Source organism: Pelagibius marinus, from assembly GCF_014925385.1.
Lineage (GTDB): Bacteria > Pseudomonadota > Alphaproteobacteria > Kiloniellales > Kiloniellaceae > Pelagibius > Pelagibius marinus.
The window spans coordinates 355,057-372,105 of the sequence record NZ_JACSDK010000003.1 but is presented as its reverse complement, the minus strand read 5'-3'; the positions used below and the strand labels follow the sequence as shown (position 1 = coordinate 372,105).

Sequence of the window (17,049 nt, the reverse complement as noted above, 5' to 3'; positions counted from 1 at the left end):
GACACCCTGTTTGCTGCTGCGAGGAGATTATTGATGATCGGCCGAAAGCTTCCCCCCGTGACCTTCCGAACCCGCGTCCGTGACGAGTCCATCGAGGGCCCGAACCCCTTCCGTTGGGAAAACAAGACCACCGACGACTACTTCAAGGGCAAGAAGGTCGTGCTCTTCTCCCTGCCCGGCGCCTTCACGCCGACCTGCTCCACCTACCAGCTGCCCGACTTCGACAAGATGGCCGAAGACTTCCGGGCCAAGGGCATCGACGAGATCTACTGCCTCTCGGTCAATGACGCCTTCGTGATGAACGCCTGGGGCAAGCAGCAGGGCCTGAAGAACATCAAGCTCATCCCGGACGGCTCCGGCGAGTTCACCCGCAAGATGGGCATGCTGGTCTGCAAGGACAATCTGGGCTTCGGCATGCGCTCCTGGCGCTACGCCGCCGTGATCGACGACGGCGTGGTGAAGGCCTGGTTCGAAGAGCCCGGCTTCTCCGACAACTGCGAGACCGATCCCTACGGCGAGTCCTCGCCGCAGAACGTCTACGAGAAGCTCACCAACGAGGTTCTCGGCGAGAAGGTCGAAGCCGCCTAAAGGCAGGCTTCCCTTCGAGACAGCGAGAAACGGCCCGCCACCCGGCGGGCCGTATTCTGTTTCATGCGGCTTCACCGGCCTGGCGCGGCTGCGACAGGTCCCGGGCTTCGGCCCGCGGCCGGCGCGCAAGCTCGGCCTCGATCGCAGCGGCAATGGCCTTGCCCGCGCGGCCCGCATCGCGCAGATAGCCGCCCAGGTAGGGGCGCATGCCGGTAAAGCGCAGCCCCGGGCAGCCGGGCACCGTTTCCGCACCGTTGACCAGCGGCACCCCACGCCCGTCGAGCACGCCGAGAGGACCGAGCAGTTTCTCCAGGCCGGTGCCGTAGCCGGTCGCGGCGACGACCATGTCCGGTGTGAGGCGGCGGCCGTCGATGAGGCGGACCCCCTCCGGCTCGAAGGCCTCGATTTCCGGCACGACCTCGACCTTCCCGGCCTTCAGCGCCGCGATAAATCCGTTGTCGATGGCCGGCGCCGTACCGGTCGTCGCCATGCGGGTCGCAGCCCCCACCGGATGCCGGCGCAGGCCCCAGCGGGACAGGCGGCCAAAGGCCAGGCGCTCCGTGATGACAAGCAAACGGTCGACGGTCGCCAGCGGCAGCCTCTCCATCAAGGGTCCCGTCAGCTGGATCGGGAATCCGAGCATCCGGGTGGGAAAGATCACCGGCCCGTGGCGCAGCGACACCCACAGCTGTCCGGTCTCGACACGGCTCAGGTGGTTCAGCGCGTCGGTGCCGGAATTGCCGGCCCCGACCACGAGGACCCGCTTGCCGCGGTAGCGCTCGCGGGGCCCGAAATCGGCGCTGTGCAGGATCTCGCCGCGAAAGTCGGAAGCGCCGGGCCAGTCCGGCAGGCGCGGCACCCTGTTCTCTCCCGTCGCCACGACAACCTGCCGTGCCGCTTCGCTGCCCCGGCTGGTCTGCAGCAGCCAGCCGTCGCCGTCGCGCTCGATCCCCTCGACGCGGACGCCGAAATCAATCGGCAGGTCGAAGCGCGCCGCATAGTTCTCCAGGTAGCGGATCAGCGAGTCACGGTCCGGAAAGGCGCCGGCCGACCGCGGCAGCTTCATGCCCGGAAGGCTGGAAAGCCAGCGATGGGTGTTGAGCCGCAGATGGGGATGGCGGTGACGCCAGGCCTCGGCAACCCTGTCGGAGGCCTCGAGGACCCGCACCGCGATGCCGCGCTGCTGCAGCGCCTGGGCCGCGGCGAGGCCGGCGGCGCCGGCGCCGATGACGATCACCTCGCCGCGCGGCTGCGTACGATTGCTCATGTCTCGAACTCCTTGAGTCTCTGGCGCGGCGGCCCGCAAGTTAGGCGCTGGCGCCGGGCGCGTTAAGAGGCCAATAAGCCGAAAAAGAGGCAAACATGCCACTTTCAGGAGGCCACAGTCACAAGAAGCGGCCCGCCGCCCGGCGGGCCGTATTTCATTCGCGGCGCAGGCTGCTCAAGTTTGGGGGTGGAAAGGAGCGGGCACTTTCCGGCACTTCGGTGAACAAGCCGCCGGACCGCCTCAGTGGGGAAACTGTACGAGTTCCCTGATCCTGCCCTGGATCGGTGGGCTTTCGCCCACCCTGCCCGGCGCCGACAACCTGCCCGGCACGCTCGGATGCGGCGACAACGAGACCGTCACCTTGTAGCCGATGCGGCTGTGCTCATCGATCCTCAGACGGTAGCGGCGGATGATCGCCGCCAGCGCCACCTTCAGCACGGCATTGCCAAAGCCGAACCCGGGACAGGCCCTCGGCCCGGCACTAAACACAGCATATTGGAAGGGGGAGGGGTCGATCTCGGCCCAGCGATCCGGAACGAAGCGGGCCGGGTTGACGTAGATCGAGGGATTCCTGTTCACGACGAAGGCGCACAGCACGGCGCGGGTGCCCGCGTCGACCGGGAATGCCGACAAGCTGGTATCCTGTACGGCTACGCGATACTGATTCGGTACGGGCGGCAGAATTCGGAAGGTTTCCTTGATGACGGCGCCGAGGAACGGCAGGCCGTCCACCTTTTCGAGCGTCAAAGACCCGGCGCCGACAGCCGTGCTGATTTCGTCGCGAAGCGACGCTTCGACCCTGGGGTGCGTGGCGACGAGTATAAGCGACCAGATCAGGGCGTTCTGGCAAGTCTCATAGGCGGCACCGAACAGCGTGGGAACATGGCCGCAGACAACACGCTTACTCGGCGCATCACCGTTCTCGTCTTTGCTGTTGACGACAATGGACAGCAGGTCCTGCGGGTCGATCTCTCCCTTCTTCCCCGCCGCCCAGTCCAGTATCCGCGCCTCCAAGGCTTCGGTGAGCCGGAGGAACTTCCGGTAGGGCGTACCCGCCAGGTCCAAGCGGAGAAGGTTGATCGACAGTGACCAGCTGGCCGCCACGTAATCGCTGATCATGCGCGCGATCTGTAGCGCTTCTTCGTCGCCGTCGCCGAACAGGTGCAGCGCGGCGAGTTCCCGCATCATGTCGCGGGACAGCGACAGCAGGTCGACTGTTTCATCCTGCGGCCAGCGCTCGCAGATGCGCTCGGCCGTCTTGCCGAGACTCTCGCTCATGTTAAGGACGCTGGCCCGGCGCAGAGGCGGTGTGACGAGCCGCCTGTAGTGCTCGTGCCTGGCGCCGCGCATGCGGACCAGTCCCTTGGACAGGCGGGACGAAGCATGACCCCTGCGGCCCGCCGCTGCGATGTTGACGGTCCGCCATTTGCCCGGGTCACCGAGAATCTCACGGAAGTGCGGAGCCGCGGCTGTGAAGATCACCGAGGACGGCATTCGTCCCACGGCGCAGGGAATCTGAAGCTTGACGAAATCCCCGTGCGCCGAGGAAAGGCGCAGCGCGGCGCGGATCGGATCGCGGAAAAATCCGATGAATGGCGGGATCACATGGACACCGCTGAGGATCGCCGGATCGCGCTTGGCGTCAGACGTAACCATCAGGAGGCCTCCCCCCTCGCAGCTTCGCCGGCGGCCCTTTCGCCGGAAGCGCAGGACTAAGTTACCCGTTTGCAGGAAAAGCGAGCAACTGTACCACCGATAGCTCCAGGGTTGCGCCTGCCGCCGTCGATGGAGAGCGGCGTACCGGCCGTTAGAGATGAACTGCGGATCGCCTGCCGTGCCGGCGCCCAGAGAGAGAGAGAGAGAGAGAGAGAGAGAGAGAGAGAGAGAGAGAGAGAGACCGCGCCGCTACAGCCGTGAACGGCGCTTTTTCTGAGCCTGCTCGGTCACGCAGGCCGCATCGACCTCCGATGAGCTTCGATAGTTCGCGCATTCAAAGATTCGGCGGCCGAGGTCCGCGAGCACTTCGTCCGCCAGACGGAGCATGGTCTCGATGCGGGCATCGCTGAGGCGGTAGTAGACGAAACGCCCCCGTTGCTCAGCCTCGACCAGGCCGCACGCGCTCAGGCAGCGCAGGTGGTTCGAGGTATTCGACTGCGACAGACCGGTGACCTCGACGATACGCCCGACCGCCAGCGGTCCCTCGCGAAGCGCCTCGAGAATCGCGAGCCGCGAGTCGTCGGAAAAGCCCCGGAACAGCTTGGCCTGCAGTTCGTAGGTCTCGTTGTTGCCCATCTGATGGAATCGCCTTTCCAATGCGTTGTCATCGTATCATTGAATGATGATATGATGAACTGTTTTCGGGCCGGGCTCGAGCAGGCGGGGTAAAGCGGATCGCATAAAAAGGGGGGGCGAGAATGGCCGTTTCACGACTGCGCTATCTCATCGGAAGGGTGGAGGCGGCTGTCGCCTGGTGCTGCACCCTCCCGGTAATGGTCATTCTTCCGCTGCTCATCGGGGTCAGCGTCTACGACATCATCGGGCGGCAGTTCTACAACACCGGCTCCACCCGTCTTCAGGAACTGGAGTGGCATCTGTTCCTCACTCTTGTGATGGTGTCCATCGGCTATGCCTACCTTCGCGACATCCACGTGCGTATCGACGTATTCCGGGACCGGGCCAGCGACCGGACCAAGGCCATTGTCGAGATCGTCGGCTATTTTGTTGCGCTGGTGCCCTTTTGCCTCGTCGTTGTGGCCTACGGGTCGGAGCTTGCGGCGATGGCCTTTACGACCGGCGAGAGATCGCGCGCGGCAATGGGCCTGCCGATGCGATGGATCATCAAGAGCACCCTGCCGTTCGGCGCACTGATACTGCTGCTGGCCGGAAGCTGCGCCTTTGGGCGGAACGTTCTCTTTCTTCTTGGAGAGGAACCCCGGCCGGCGCCGGGCGGCGACAGGTAGCGCCGCCATGGACAGCTTGATCGATGCCCTGCCCTTCCTGATGGCGGCAACCTTGGCGGTCTGCCTCTTCGCGGGCTATCCGGTGGCCCTGACGCTTTCCGCCGTCGGCTTCCTCTTCTTCGCGGTCGGCTATCTGTTCGACCTGATCCCCCTCGTCGCCCTTTTCAACCTGCCGCTGCGGATGTACTCGAACCTCGGCGAGAACCTGATTTACCCGGCGGTACCGATGCTGCTGTTCATGGGGATCGCGCTGGAGCGCAGCGGCGTCGCGCGGGAACTGCTGACCTGTCTCGACCTTCTGCTGCGCCGGGTGCCCGGAAGCCTCGCCATTGCGGTTGTCATCATCGGCATCGTACTGGCGCCTTCGGCCGGGCTGATCGGCGCGTCCGTTGCGACCCTTGCCCTCATCGCGCTGCCGAGCATGCTGGCCCAGGGCTACCGCATCCCCTTCGCATCCGGATCGGTGGCGGCGGCAGGCACCCTGGGCTTGATCTTCCCGCCCGGGCTCATGCTGTTTTTCCTGGCCGAACGTCTCGATGTGCGGCTCGGGCCCATGTTTCTCGCCACCGTCGTTCCCGGGTTGCTTCTGACCGTCCTCTACGTCGTCTACCTGCTGGGGCGGACGCTCGCCGATCCCGCCGTGGCCCCGCGCTCGGCAAAGCCGGAGACGATTTCGGCGGTACAGTTCACGGTTTATGCGCTGCGCAGCCTCGCGCTGCCGCTGCTTCTGGTGTTCCTGGTGTTGGGCTCGATCGTTGCCGGTATCGCGACGCCGACCCAGTCGAGCGCGGTGGGCGCGGCCGGCGCCATCCTGCTGATGGCACTGAACCGCAGCCTGTCCTTCCGCCTGTTCTACGAGGTGGCGATGGCGACGGCCATGATGACGGCCATGGTGTTCCTGATCATCATGGCGGCCACGGTGTTTTCCTTCGTCTTCATCTTCCTCGGCGGCGGCGACGCCATGACCGATGCCCTCTACGGATTGGGCCTCGGGCGCTGGGGGACCCTTTTGTCGGTGCTCGGCCTGCTCTTCGTCATGGGGTTCTTCATCGACTGGATCGAGATCACCGTCATTGTCCTTCCCATCGTGGCGCCGGCCCTCGGCGCGCTCGACTTTACCGACTACCTGGGCTCGCCGGATCTCTCCATGTTGTGGATTGCCGTCCTGGTGGCGCTGAACCTTCAGGCATCCTTCCTGACACCGCCCTTCGGCTTTGCACTGTTCTTCCTGAAAGGGGCAGCGCCACCGGAGGTCAAGCTGGAAGCCGTCTATCGCGGAGTCGCCCCCTTCGTCGTCCTTCAGGTCGTCGGCATAGCCTTGGTATTGCTGTTCCCGCTGCTCGCCACCTGGCTTCCCCTCTATGCTTTCGGATCACCATAAGAGGACCCGACGTTGCCTGCTGCAGAACCGACCCTGGCCCACCCCAAGACACCCGACAGGCGTCGGGTGCCCCTCAGGCGCGAGAACAGGGGCGGCCGCGGGACCGGGGCAGCGTCGTGACCACGCGCCCTTCGAACAGCGGCGAAGACCTGCGCTACAGCGTCGCCGGAATGGACTGCGCTTCCTGCGCCGGGAAGATCGAAGACGCGGTACGCGCGGTGGCGGGCGTCCGGCAGGTGAGAGTCTCGCTCGCCTCGCAGGTGATGTCGCTTGCGACGAGCGGCGCCGAGAGCACAGCGGCGGCCGAACGCGCGGTGACGGCTCTCGGCTATCAGCTCAGCCGGCTCGACGACTCCCGCGGCCGGGCGGGCGGACCAGACGAGGAAGACGGCAAACTGCCTGCACACCTTGCGGCCGGCTACCGAAAGGCGCTCTGGACCGTCGTTCTGCTGAACATAGGCTACGGCGTGGTCGAAATGGCCGGCGGGTTCATTTCCGGATCACAGGCGCTCAAGGCCGATGCGCTGGACTTCCTGGGCGATGGCCTGATCACCTTCCTCGGCCTGCTCGCCATCGGCTGGAGCCTGGCCTGGCGGGCGCGCTCGGCGCTGTTGCAAGGGATATTCCTGGGTGCCCTCGGGTGCGGCGTCTTCGTCAACACGCTGTACCGCGTGCTTGTCCTGAACATCCCGGCCGCCGAACTGATGGGCACCTTCGGGGCGGTTGCGCTCGTGGTGAACGTGACCGCGGCCCTGGTCCTGATACCGCACAGAACCGGCGACGCCAACGTAAGGGCCGTGTGGCTGTTCAGCCGCAACGACGCCATCGGCAACATCGCCGTCGTGGCGGCGGCGGGGCTTGTCTACTGGACCGCCACCCCCTGGCCGGACCTGGCCGTGGCGCTCGTCATCGCCGGCCTGTTCCTGCATTCGGCTTGGCGCATCGTGAAGGACGCCCGCAGCGATCTCGCATCGTCCTAGGAGACGCGTGAAACGGACCGCCTTGCGGCGGGGCGTTCTTCCTCGCGCCGTCACGGGCACGCTGCTGCCCGAAAAAGCAAAGGGGCGCTCCATGACACCATGAAGCGCCCCTGTTGTACCTACCTCGGCCGGGGATCAGGCGAGGTCGAAGCGGTCGGCGTTCATGACCTTGGTCCAGGCCGCCACGAAGTCCTGCACGAACTTCTCCTGGCAGTCGTCCTGGGCATAGACTTCGGCATAGGCCCGCAGGATGGCGTTGGACCCGAAGACCAGATCCATGCGGGTCGCCGTCCACTTGACCGCGTCGGTCTTGCGGTCGCGGATCTCGTAGAGGTTCTTGCCCGCCGGCACCCACCTGTAGGCCATGTCCGTCAGGTTGACGAAGAAGTCGTTGGTCAAGGCCCCTTCGCGATCGGTGAAGACGCCGTGCTTGCTGCCGCCGTGGTTGGTGCCGAGCATCCGCATCCCACCGACCAGCGCGGTCATCTCCGGCGCGGTGAGGCCCATGAGTTGCGTGCGGTCGAGCATCATTTCTTCCGGACTGACCGCATAGGCCTGCTTCTGCCAGTTGCGGTAGCCGTCGGCGAGCGGCTCCAGCGCATCGAAGGACTCGGCGTCGGTCATCTCGTCGCTGGCATCGCCGCGGCCCGGCGCGAAGGGCACATCGACGTCGAAGCCAGCGGCCTTGATCGCCTGCTCGATGCCGAGGTTGCCGGCCAGCACGATGACGTCCGCCACGCTGGCGCCGCTCTCGGCCGCGATGGGCTCGAGCACCGCCAGCACCTTGGCCAGGCGCTCAGGCTCGTTGCCCTCCCAGTCCTTCTGCGGGGCAAGGCGGATGCGCGCCCCGTTGGCGCCGCCGCGGTTGTCGGAGCCGCGGAAGGTGCGGGCAGAGTCCCAGGCGGTGGACACCATCTCGCCGATCGACAGGCCGCTCTCCGCGATCTTCGCCTTGACCGCACCCACGTCGTAGTCGGTCTTGCCGGCGGGGATCGGGTCCTGCCAGATCAGGTCTTCTTCCGGCACCTCGGGGCCGACGTAGCGCACCCTGGGGCCCATGTCGCGGTGGGTCAGCTTGAACCAGGCCCGCGCGAAGGTGTCGGCGAAGTAATCCGGGTCGGCCATGAACTTCTGGCAAATCTCGTTGTAGACCGGGTCGACCTTCATCGCCATGTCGGCATCGGTCATGATCGGCATGCAGCGGATCGTGGGATCCTCGACGTCGACAGGCATGTCCTCTTCCTTGATGTCGACCGGCTGCCACTGCCAGGCGCCGGCCGGACTCTTCTTCAGCTCCCACTCGTGGCCGAACAGCATCTCGAACCAGCCCATGTCCCACTTGGTGGGGTTCTTGGTCCAGGCGCCCTCGATGCCGCTGGTGATGGCGTCGCGGCCAAGGCCCTTGCCGGTCGGGTTGCCCCAGCCGAAGCCCTGGTTCTCGACGTCGGCGGCCTCGGGGTCGGGACCCAGCAGCTCGGCGTCGCCATTGCCGTGGCACTTGCCGATGGTGTGGCCGCCGGCGGTCAGGGCGGCGGTCTCCTCGTCGTTCATGGCCATGCGCGCGAAGGTCTCGCGCACTTCCGCCGCCGTCTTCACCGGGTCGGGCTTGCCCCCGACGCCTTCCGGGTTCACGTAGATCAGGCCCATCTGCACGGCAGCCAGCGGATTCTCCAGCGACTGCGGGTTGTCGTCGCTGTCGTAGCGGCCGCGCCCCAGCCATTCCTTCTCGGAGCCCCAGTAGACGTCCTTCTCGGGATGCCAGATGTCTTCGCGGCCGAAGCCGAAGCCGAAGGTCTTCAGGCCGGCGTGCTCATAGGCGATGTTGCCGGCCAGGATCATGAGGTCGGCCCAGCTCACCTTGTTGCCGTACTTCTTCTTGATCGGCCACAGCAGGCGACGCGCCTTGTCGAGGCTGACGTTGTCCGGCCAGGAGTTCAGCGGCGCGAAGCGCTGGTTGCCGGTGCCGCCGCCGCCGCGGCCGTCGGCGAGACGGTAGGAGCCGGCGGCGTGCCAGGCCATGCGGATCATCAGGCCTTCGTAGTTGCCCCAGTCGGCCGGCCACCACGACTGGCTGTCGGTCATCAACGCGTGGAGGTCTTTCTTCAGGGCCTCGACATCGAGCTTCTTCAGCTCTTCACGGTAGTTGAAGTCCTTGCCCAGAGGATCGGTCTTGCTGTCGTGCTGATGCAGGATGTCGAGGTTGAGGGCGTTGGGCCACCACTCCATGACGTCTCTGCTGAGGGAGGTGTTCCCCCCGTGCATCACCGGGCATTTGCCTTCAGGTAATGTGTCCATCGTTCGTTCCCTCCGGTCGCGTTGGGATTGTTGAATGCTGCCGAGGTCAAGGAACCACGTCTGCGCCCAGCGGCGCCTGGACGCTCCTTACATTGGAATAATTCTAACCAACACGAAGCATCAGAGAAATTTTGATTTTCTGATTGTTATGATAAGATCAGCTTATGATAAATCTGACGCTCAAACAGCTCCGCTACTTCGAGGCCGTGGCGCGGCATGGCCACTTCGGGCATGCGGCCGAAGACTGCGCGATCTCCCAGCCCGCTTTATCCATGCAAATCAAGGAATTAGAAGAATCCTTGGGGACTGAGCTCTTCGAAAGGAGCGCGCGCAAGATCCGGCTGACCGCCTTCGGTGAGGAACTTGCCCTGCGCGTCCGCGACATCCTGCGGTCGGTCGATGAACTGGGGGACCTGGCGCGCGCCTCGCACGAGAGGCTGGTGGGACGGCTGCGGATCGGCGTGATCCCGACGATCGCCCCCTACCTGCTGCCGGCGATCATCGCCGACCTCACCCGCCTGTATGACGGCCTCGACATCCATGTACGCGAGACCCTGACCTCCAAGCTGATTCAAGAGCTGGCGGAAGGCCGGATCGACACGGCCATCGTCGCCCTGCCGGTGTCCGAGCCTTCCTTGACCGAGGTTGCGCTCTTTACCGAGGAGTTCGTGCTGGTGCGGCCGGCCGCCGACGAAGGAAAGCCCGTGCCCAATCACGAAGCGCTGCGCAGCATGAGGCTGCTGCTCCTGGAAGAGGGCCACTGCTTCCGCGATCAGGCCCTGTCGTTCTGCGATTTCCATTCGGCGCGGCCGCGCGAACTGCTGGACGGCAGTTCCCTCTCCACCTTGGTGCAGATGGTCGGCGCCGGCATCGGTGTCACCTTGATCCCCGAAATGGCCGTGGCGGTGGAGACACGCTCGGCCGCCGTCTCCATCGCCCGCTTCAAGAACCCTCGGCCGTCGCGGACCATCGGCATGATCTGGCGCAAGACGAGCCCCCTGGCCGCACAGCTCCAGCAGGTCGCCGAGGCGGTTCGCCAGTCCGCCGAGGCCTTACGTGAGCAGCAGACCCCGAAGGCACAGGCGCGCAAATCCCCGGCCAAGTCTCGGAAACCCGCCGTTCAAGAGGCGTGAACTTGACACCTTCCTATTGCGCCATCCAGCCGCCGTCGATGGAAAGCGGCGCGCCGGTGATCTGGTCGGCCGAGGGCGAGCAGAGGAAGACCGCCAGGCCGCCGATCTGCTCGGGCGTCGAGAAGTCCTTGGACGGCGTCTTCTCCGCTACCAGGGCCAGCTTCTCCTCCTCGTAGCTCTTGCCCGAAGCCGCGGCGCGATCCTCGATCTGCTTCTTCACCAGGGGCGTCAGCACCCAGCCCGGGCAGATGGCGTTGCAGGTGATGCCGCTGCCGCCGGTCTCCAGCGCCGTCACCTTGGTCAGGCCGACGATACCGTGCTTGGCGGCCACGTAGGCCGACTTGTTGGCCGAGGCAGAGAGGCCGTGCGCCGAGGCGATGTTGATGATGCGGCCCCAGCCCTTGCTCCGCATGGCCGGCAGCGCCGCCTTGGTGGTATGGAAGGCCGAGGAGAGGTTGATGGCGATGACCGCGTCCCAGCGCTCGTCGGGGAACTCCTCGATCGGCGAGACGTACTGGATGCCGGCGTTGTTCACCAGGATATCGACGGCGCCGAACTGCGCCTCGGCGTCCTTCACCATGCGGGCGATCTCCGCCGGCTTGGTCATGTCGGCGCCGTCGTAGGTGACGGTGACGCCGTTCTTTTCCGCGATCTCCGCGCGCAGCGCCTCGATGGCCGCGCCCTCGCCGAAGCCGTTCAGCACGACGTTGGCGCCCCCGGCCGCCAGGGCCTCGGCGATGCCCTGGCCGATGCCGCTGGTCGAGCCGGTCACCAGCGCGGTCTTTCCCTTCAACATGCTCCTTCGTCCTCCGCTGAAATGAGGTCCTTGCTTGGCGCCGTTGCTACCCCCCGGGGCGCAGCGTGGCAAGCAGGAAGGTCAGGGTCACCACCGAGAGGGCAGTGGAGATCAGCACCGCCGAGGCGGCGCGGCCCAGGTAGATGTCGTACTGGCGGGCCATGATGAAGACATTGGCCCCGGCCGGGATCGCCGCGGTGATGACGGCCACAGTGGCGGCCAGGGGCGGCAGCTCGAAGACCCAGAAGGCCAGGACCGCCATGACCGCCGGGTGGACCAGCAGCTTCATGGCGACGATGGCCAGGGTCTCCTTGATATCGCCGCGCAGCTCGAAGGAAGTCAGCGAGGCGCCCAGGGCGAAGAGCGCGCAGGGCGCCGCCGCCCCGCCGAGCAGCGCCAGGAAGCGCTCGGCCGCCCCCGGCAGGGGCGCGCCGGTAAGGCCATAGGCGATGCCGAGAATGAGGGCCAGGATGATGGGGTTGAGGGCGATGGCCCGGAAGGTCTGGCCGAAGAGCCGCCGCCAGCCCTGCCCGGCGCCGCGCCGCAGTTCGATCAGCACGGTGATGACCGGCAGGATGATCACCGCATGGAAGGTGATGATCAGCATCAGCTGCAAGCCGGCGGCCTCGCCCAGCACGGTGAAGACCAGCGGGATGCCCAGCAGCACGGTGTTGGAGAAGATCGAGCCCATGCCGAAGAGCACCTGCTCCACCGGTCCGGTGCGGAAGGCCAGGCGGGCCACAACCAGGGCCAGCAGGAAGGTGGCCAGCACGCCCGCGAAATAGGCGCCGACGATGGTGAACTCCACCGGCCCTATGCCGCGCGCCATGGCGCGGAACAGCAGGGCCGGAATGGCGAAGTAGAAGACGAAGGTGTTGAGGCCCTTGATCGCCTCCTCGCTCATCCAGCGCCGGCGGCCCACCACGTAGCCGCAGAGCACCAGGCCGAAGATCGGCAGCACGGTTTCTAGGATGGACAGCATGGGTGTCGGAAGCGCGTGGGAACCGCCGGAAAATCTACAAGTCTGGGGTCAGCAAGCGGCTGGAGGCCGCCGCCGCTATGGGCCACAATAGCAGCCATGGACCCGAAACTCACGGCCTGGCTGATCGTCATCTTCGGCTACCTGCTGCCCCTGGCCCACGTGGTGCTGTCGCGGCGCGGCGGCAGCTGGCGGCCGCCGCCGGGCAGCGGCTGCCCGCTGGGCCCGCGCGTCGGCTGGATCGTGCTGGTCCTGCTGCTCGGCCCGGTCGGCTGGTTCATGTTCTGGCGCAGCCGCAAGCGGACCAGGCCCGGACACCCGCCGCCTAGTTGACGATCACCTCCGGGCCCATCAGCGCCGTCGGCACCACGGTGGAGATCCAGGGCACGTAGGTGATGATGATCAGGAAGACGAAGAGGATTCCCAGCCAGGGCAGCGCCGCCTTCACCACGTCCAGGACCGGCATTCCCGCCACACCCGAGGTGACGAAGAGGTTGAGGCCCACCGGCGGCGTAATCATGCCGATCTCCATGTTCACCACCATGATGATACCCAGGTGGATCGGATCGATCCCCAGCTCGATGGCAATGGGAAAGACCAGCGGCGCGACGATGACGATCAGGCCCGAGGGCTCCATGAACTGGCCCCCGATCAGCAGGATCACGTTGACGATGACCAGGAACATGACCGGCCCGAAGCCGGCCTCCAGCATCGCCCCGGCGATGGCCTGGGGGATCTGCTCGTCGGTCAGCACGTGCTTGAGGATCAGCGCGTTGGCGATGATGAAGAGCAGCATGATGGTGATCTTGCCGGCCTCGAAGAGGGCATGCTTGGTGTCCGGGTGGAAGAACACCGTGATGAGGCTTTGCGGCCGGGACAGGAAGGAATGGCGATGCTCGCCCTCCCCCTTCAGCGGCCCCATGTCCTTATAGACGAAGTTGGCGATCACGAAGGCATAGACGGCGGCCACCGCGGCGGCCTCCGTGGGCGTGAAGATGCCGCCGTAGATGCCGCCCAGGATGATGACGATGAGGAAGAGGCCCCAGGAGGAATCCCGCGCGGCGGCGAAAATCTCGCCCCAGCCGGCCCAGTCCTCCGAGGGCAGGTTACGGATCTTGGCGGCGACATAGATGCCGATCATCAGCATGACGCCGGCCAGGAGCCCGGGGATGATGCCGGCCAGGAACATGCGGCCGACCGAGACGTCCACGGCGGAAGCGTAGACCACCATGACGATGGAGGGCGGAATCAGGATGCCCAGCGTGCCGGCGTTGCAGATCACGCCCGCGGCGAAGTCCTTGGAGTAGCCGACCTGGCGCATGCCGGCGATGACGATGGTGCCGATGGCGACCACCGTGGCCGGCGAGGAGCCGGAGAGCGCGGCGAACATCATGCAGGCGAAGACGCCGGCGATGGCCAGCCCGCCCTGCACGTGGCCGACGCAAGCGATGGAAAAACGGATGATGCGCCGCGCCACGCCGCCGGTCGACATGAAGACCGAGGCCAGGATGAAGAAGGGAATGGCCAGCAGCGTGAAGTGCCCGGCAAAGGCATTGAAGAAGGTTTGGGCGATGGAGCCCAACGAGGAATCGGAATAGACCAGCAGAAAGATGATCGAACTGAGACCCAGCGAAATGGCGATGGGCACGCCGATCAGCAGCAGGCCGATCACCATGGCAAAGAGGAAGAGCACATCCATGGCTCAGTCCTCCTTCTTCGCCTGGGCGGCGGCTTCTTCAACCAGGTCTTCCGCCTCGTGACTGGCGATGATGACGTCCTGCTGGCCGGTCACGACCCGCCAGGCGACCTGCAGAAAGCGGAAGGTCAGTAGCGCCATACCGAAGGGCAGCGCCGCGTAGGGAATGAAGCGTGGCAGCTTTTCATAGGCTTCGCCGGCGTTCATCGGCCCCTCGATGAAGCGCAGGAAGTCCAGCATGGGGATGTCGTTGACTTCGTACCAGGCCTGATCCCTGAAGGAACCGTCGAGCTCCGGCAGGGCCGCGAAGGGCGCCCAGTAGTTCCAGGCGCCGATCAGCAGCAGCAGCGAGAACGCGAGGGAGGCCGTCACCGCGAGCAGCGCCAGCACCCGGCGGGCACCGGGGCCGACCATGTGCAGCACCACGTCGACGCCCAGATGCGCGCGGGTCTTCACGCAGTAGGAGGCGCCGATGAGAACCAGCCAGGCGAAGAGGAAGACCGTCGTCTCCAGCGCCCAGAGGATATTGCTGTTGAAAACGTAGCGCGCGACGACGTTGGCGAAAGTGACCAGCGTCATGAGGCCGAGGAGCACCGCGATCAGCGTCTCCTCTAAGTCGTTGACCACGCGCCCGAGCCGGGTCTTCGGCTGGTCGTGCATGTCATTCCCCCCTTAGCGAAGCCCTTGTTGGCCGGGCTGTCTTCTATTCGGGTCCGGCGCGCGATCGTCCGGCGCGGCCCGGAAACTCCGGACCGCGCCAGTAGATCACGAAGTCGCCGACAGGCGAAGCCCGTCAGTTGGTCGCGTTGGCAGCCTGCGCGGCGGCGATCAGGTCCTCGCCGATGTCGTCCGCGAACTTGTCCCAGACCGGCTTCATGGCGGCGACCCACAGGGCGCGCTGCTCGGCGGTCAGGCTTCGCACCTTGCCGCCGGCGGCGATGACGGCCTTCTTGGCCTCCTCGTTGACCGCCGTGGACTCGGCGTTGCGGGTCTCGGTCACCTCGTCGAGGATGGTTTTCAGCTGGCCTCGCACGTCATCCGGCAGGCCGTCCCACCACTCGGTGGAGGTCACGACCAGGTAGTCGATGACGCCGTGGTTGGACTCGGTGACGCCGTCCTGGACCTCGAAGAACTTCTGCCCGTAGACGTTGGACCAGGTGTTCTCCTGACCGTCGACAACGCCGGTCTGCAGGGCGCCGTAGACCTCGGAGAAGGCCATCTTCTGCGGATTGGCCTTCAGGGCCTCCATCTGGGCGACCAGCACGTCGGAGGGCTGGACGCGGAACTTCAGCCCGGCGGCGTCGCTCGGCTCGATCAGCGGCTTGTTGGCCGAGATCTGCTTCATGCCGTTGTGCCAGAAGGCCAGGCCCTGCAGGCCGCGGCGCTTCATGGAGCCCTTCAGCTTCTCGCCGTCCGCCGAGGTCTGGAAGCGGTCGACCGCGTTGATGTCGTCGAAGAGGAATGGCAGATCGAAGAGGCGGAACTTCTTGGTGAACTTCTCGAACTTCGACAGCGAGGGCGCGGCGAGCTGCACGTCGCCGGCCAGCATGGCCTCCAGCACCTGGTCATCGTTGTAGAGCTGGGAGTTGGGGAAGACCTCCATGCAGGCCTTGCCGTTCATCTCCTCGTTGACGCGCTTGGCCAGCAGGCTGGCGGCGATGCCCTTGGGATGCTTGTCGGTGTTGGTGACGTGGCTGAACTTGATGACGATCTCGCCGTCTTCGCAGGACGCGAAAGCCGAGGTCGCGGACAGGGTCGTGGCTAGCGCCACGGCGGCCGCCGTGGCAATCAGATGAGTCTTCACTGGAATTCCTCCCGTTATTCTTTCGCCCGCGACGCCGGGACCGCTTGCCCCCGCGCCGGAACGCTGACTTTTCATGAGCAATGGGCGTGCCAGTTTTCCGGCACGCCGGCCGAACCGCACTAAGTTGTTGTTTGATCTAGACCCGGGCGCCGGAAGATCAACGTCCGTGGCCGGCGTCGGTGTGTGGCCGGCCACCCACCGGCGGCCGGCGATGTGTAGGAATCTACACAGGCCAAGGCGGCGATGGCCCCGCCCTCACCCGCCGGAGCCCCGCGCATATCCTCTTTCCCTGAAATGTCGTAGTTCCCGAAAGCCTTTGCAGAACAAACAACTTTTCCGCCGGTCGCAATAGTATTTTTCGCTCCGAAGTTGCCTCACTTCAAGCGGCAACTCCGACCGCGACCTCGCCATGGCGTAGCAGGCGACGGCAGCGGACGGCCCGCGCTTCGCCCTCTTCGTGCACTACACCGAAAACAAGCGCGAGTTCGCCTACGATCGCGAAAGCCACATCGGCAAGCTCGATGAGGGCCTGGACGAGGCCGCGGCCAAGGGCTGGACCGTTATCGATATGGCCAAGGACTGGAAAATCGTATGGCCGGAATGATCCGTCATCTCGCCGCTTGGGGTGCGGCTTTTGGCGTTGCGTTCTCGACAACGGTCACAGCCGCCGACTTTGTGCGCCTCGAGGGCGGCACCTTCACCATGGGCTCACAGGAATTCTACCGCGAGGAGGGCCCGCTGCGCCGCGTGACGGTCAGCCCCTTCCTCATCTCGCATACCGAGATCACCAGTGCCGCCTTCGTCGCGGCCACCGGCTGCGTCACCCTCGCCGAGCGCGGCCCCACCCGGTCGCCTATCCCAACTGTCCCAAGGACCTGCTGCTGCCCGGCACCATGGTTTTCGCCGTGCCCGGGAAGGTCCGCGGCCGCGCCGACATCATGCAGTGGTGGTCCTACGTGCCCGGCGCCGACTGGCGCCACCCGACGGGGCCGGGCAGCAGCATCGAGGGCAAGGAAACCCACCCGGTGGTGCAGGTCTCGCCGGAGGACGCGGCGGCCTACGCCGCCTGGGCCGGCGGGCGCCTGCCCAGCGAGCAGGAACTCGGCTCCAACCATATCGGCTTCAGAATCGTGAAGGACATCGACGCGCCGGGCTGAAGGAGCGTTGCTG

General features: G+C 65.7%; 17 protein-coding genes and 1 pseudogene. 9 read left to right on the top strand and 9 right to left on the bottom strand.

The genetic code is table 11. The annotated features are described in order from the left end of the window. Window positions 1-57: 57 nt before the first annotated feature. Window positions 58-588, top strand: a complete 531-nt coding sequence (locus H7X47_RS07020) for a peroxiredoxin (RefSeq protein ID WP_322096459.1) — start codon at window positions 58-60, stop codon at window positions 586-588. Window positions 589-649: 61 nt separating this feature from the next. On the opposite strand, the gene H7X47_RS07015 is transcribed toward H7X47_RS07020, so the two are convergent. From H7X47_RS07015 to H7X47_RS07005, 3 genes are all read right to left on the bottom strand, one after another. Then, window positions 650-1,855: a flavin-containing monooxygenase gene (locus tag H7X47_RS07015; protein ID WP_193367923.1), complete on the bottom strand. Its 1,206-nt coding sequence runs from the start codon at window positions 1,853-1,855 to the stop codon at window positions 650-652. Window positions 1,856-2,095: 240 nt separating this feature from the next. Further along, window positions 2,096-3,511 carry a cytochrome P450 gene (locus tag H7X47_RS07010; RefSeq protein ID WP_193367922.1) on the bottom strand — a complete coding sequence of 472 codons (1,416 nt, stop codon included), beginning with the start codon at window positions 3,509-3,511 and terminating at the stop codon, window positions 2,096-2,098. 249 nt (window positions 3,512-3,760) lie between these two features. After that, entirely contained in the window at window positions 3,761-4,147 is a 387-nt protein-coding gene (locus H7X47_RS07005) for an ArsR/SmtB family transcription factor (protein ID WP_193367921.1), read from the bottom strand. Between the two features lie 122 nt (window positions 4,148-4,269). On the opposite strand from H7X47_RS07005, the gene H7X47_RS07000 reads away from it, so the two are divergent. The 3 genes from H7X47_RS07000 (at window position 4,270) to H7X47_RS06990 (ending at window position 7,176) form a co-directional block, all read left to right on the top strand. Further along, window positions 4,270-4,815, top strand: coding sequence for a TRAP transporter small permease subunit (locus H7X47_RS07000; RefSeq protein ID WP_193367920.1), 546 nt, complete (start codon window positions 4,270-4,272; stop codon window positions 4,813-4,815). 7 nt (window positions 4,816-4,822) lie between these two features. Further along, window positions 4,823-6,196: a TRAP transporter large permease gene (locus tag H7X47_RS06995; protein WP_193367919.1), complete on the top strand. Its 1,374-nt coding sequence runs from the start codon at window positions 4,823-4,825 to the stop codon at window positions 6,194-6,196. A gap of 116 nt (window positions 6,197-6,312) precedes the next feature. Then, entirely contained in the window at window positions 6,313-7,176 is an 864-nt protein-coding gene (locus H7X47_RS06990) for a cation efflux transmembrane domain-containing protein (RefSeq protein WP_319633552.1), read from the top strand. A gap of 135 nt (window positions 7,177-7,311) precedes the next feature. Here H7X47_RS06990 and katG read toward each other — a convergent pair whose 3' ends face one another. Further along, complete coding sequence (gene katG / locus H7X47_RS06985; protein WP_193367918.1) at window positions 7,312-9,471, bottom strand: catalase/peroxidase HPI; 2,160 nt, start codon at window positions 9,469-9,471, stop codon at window positions 7,312-7,314. 164 nt (window positions 9,472-9,635) lie between these two features. Here katG and H7X47_RS06980 point away from each other — a divergent pair, with 164 nt between their 5' ends. After that, window positions 9,636-10,604 carry a hydrogen peroxide-inducible genes activator gene (locus H7X47_RS06980; RefSeq protein WP_193367917.1) on the top strand — a complete coding sequence of 323 codons (969 nt, stop codon included), beginning with the start codon at window positions 9,636-9,638 and terminating at the stop codon, window positions 10,602-10,604. Between the two features lie 13 nt (window positions 10,605-10,617). Here the strand turns inward: H7X47_RS06980 and H7X47_RS06975 are convergent, their stop codons facing one another. Together H7X47_RS06975 and H7X47_RS06970 are read right to left on the bottom strand one after the other, a co-directional pair. Further along, the gene (locus H7X47_RS06975) at window positions 10,618-11,400 is read right to left on the bottom strand and encodes a 3-hydroxybutyrate dehydrogenase (protein ID WP_193367916.1); all 783 of its coding nucleotides are present in this window, start codon (window positions 11,398-11,400) and stop codon (window positions 10,618-10,620) included. Window positions 11,401-11,446: 46 nt separating this feature from the next. After that, window positions 11,447-12,382, bottom strand: coding sequence for an AEC family transporter (locus H7X47_RS06970; protein WP_193367915.1), 936 nt, complete (start codon window positions 12,380-12,382; stop codon window positions 11,447-11,449). A gap of 96 nt (window positions 12,383-12,478) precedes the next feature. On the opposite strand from H7X47_RS06970, the gene H7X47_RS06965 reads away from it, so the two are divergent. After that, window positions 12,479-12,712, top strand: coding sequence for a hypothetical protein (locus tag H7X47_RS06965; protein ID WP_193367914.1), 234 nt, complete (start codon window positions 12,479-12,481; stop codon window positions 12,710-12,712). Here the strand turns inward: H7X47_RS06965 and H7X47_RS06960 are convergent. The 3 genes from H7X47_RS06960 to H7X47_RS06950 all read right to left on the bottom strand — a co-directional run bounded on the left by H7X47_RS06960 (window position 12,705) and on the right by H7X47_RS06950 (window position 15,879). Next, complete coding sequence (locus H7X47_RS06960) at window positions 12,705-14,078, bottom strand: TRAP transporter large permease (RefSeq protein ID WP_193367913.1); 1,374 nt, start codon at window positions 14,076-14,078, stop codon at window positions 12,705-12,707. The genes H7X47_RS06965 and H7X47_RS06960 overlap by 8 nt on opposite strands. Before the next feature lie 3 nt (window positions 14,079-14,081). Beyond that, on the bottom strand, window positions 14,082-14,735 hold the full coding sequence (locus H7X47_RS06955; protein ID WP_193367912.1) for a TRAP transporter small permease: 654 nt from the start codon (window positions 14,733-14,735) through the stop codon (window positions 14,082-14,084). A gap of 133 nt (window positions 14,736-14,868) precedes the next feature. Beyond that, complete coding sequence (locus H7X47_RS06950; RefSeq protein WP_319633551.1) at window positions 14,869-15,879, bottom strand: TRAP transporter substrate-binding protein; 1,011 nt, start codon at window positions 15,877-15,879, stop codon at window positions 14,869-14,871. A gap of 457 nt (window positions 15,880-16,336) precedes the next feature. Here H7X47_RS06950 and H7X47_RS06945 point away from each other — a divergent pair, with 457 nt between their 5' ends. The 3 genes and pseudogenes from H7X47_RS06945 to H7X47_RS26070 all read left to right on the top strand — a co-directional run bounded on the left by H7X47_RS06945 (window position 16,337) and on the right by H7X47_RS26070 (window position 17,036). Further along, window positions 16,337-16,483: a hypothetical protein gene (locus H7X47_RS06945; RefSeq protein ID WP_193367910.1), complete on the top strand. Its 147-nt coding sequence runs from the start codon at window positions 16,337-16,339 to the stop codon at window positions 16,481-16,483. Next, window positions 16,471-16,689: pseudogene (locus tag H7X47_RS26495) on the top strand (SUMF1/EgtB/PvdO family nonheme iron enzyme); the annotation flags it as partial. The gene H7X47_RS06945 and the pseudogene H7X47_RS26495, both read left to right, overlap by 13 nt. Window positions 16,690-16,784: 95 nt before the next feature. Beyond that, window positions 16,785-17,036, top strand: a complete 252-nt coding sequence (locus tag H7X47_RS26070) for an SUMF1/EgtB/PvdO family nonheme iron enzyme (protein WP_319633550.1) — start codon at window positions 16,785-16,787, stop codon at window positions 17,034-17,036. Window positions 17,037-17,049 lie beyond the last annotated feature (13 nt).

What these genes read in the sequence shown, in the direction of transcription:
- H7X47_RS06995 (WP_193367919.1), top strand. Translation starts at nt 4,823, where the DNA reads ATGGACAGCTTGATCGATGCCCTGCCCTTCCTGATGGCGGCAACCTTG.
- H7X47_RS06965 (WP_193367914.1), top strand. Translation starts at nt 12,479, where the DNA reads ATGGACCCGAAACTCACGGCCTGGCTGATCGTCATCTTCGGCTACCTG.
- katG (WP_193367918.1), bottom strand. Translation starts at nt 9,471, where the DNA reads ATGGACACATTACCTGAAGGCAAATGCCCGGTGATGCACGGGGGGAAC.
- H7X47_RS06960 (WP_193367913.1), bottom strand. Translation starts at nt 14,078, where the DNA reads ATGGATGTGCTCTTCCTCTTTGCCATGGTGATCGGCCTGCTGCTGATC.
- H7X47_RS07005 (WP_193367921.1), bottom strand. Translation starts at nt 4,147, where the DNA reads ATGGGCAACAACGAGACCTACGAACTGCAGGCCAAGCTGTTCCGGGGC.
- H7X47_RS06955 (WP_193367912.1), bottom strand. Translation starts at nt 14,735, where the DNA reads ATGCACGACCAGCCGAAGACCCGGCTCGGGCGCGTGGTCAACGACTTA.
- H7X47_RS06970 (WP_193367915.1), bottom strand. Translation starts at nt 12,382, where the DNA reads ATGCTGTCCATCCTAGAAACCGTGCTGCCGATCTTCGGCCTGGTGCTC.
- H7X47_RS07015 (WP_193367923.1), bottom strand. Translation starts at nt 1,855, where the DNA reads ATGAGCAATCGTACGCAGCCGCGCGGCGAGGTGATCGTCATCGGCGCC.
- H7X47_RS06980 (WP_193367917.1), top strand. Translation starts at nt 9,636, where the DNA reads ATGATAAATCTGACGCTCAAACAGCTCCGCTACTTCGAGGCCGTGGCG.
- H7X47_RS06975 (WP_193367916.1), bottom strand. Translation starts at nt 11,400, where the DNA reads ATGTTGAAGGGAAAGACCGCGCTGGTGACCGGCTCGACCAGCGGCATC.
- H7X47_RS07000 (WP_193367920.1), top strand. Translation starts at nt 4,270, where the DNA reads ATGGCCGTTTCACGACTGCGCTATCTCATCGGAAGGGTGGAGGCGGCT.
- H7X47_RS07010 (WP_193367922.1), bottom strand. Translation starts at nt 3,511, where the DNA reads ATGGTTACGTCTGACGCCAAGCGCGATCCGGCGATCCTCAGCGGTGTC.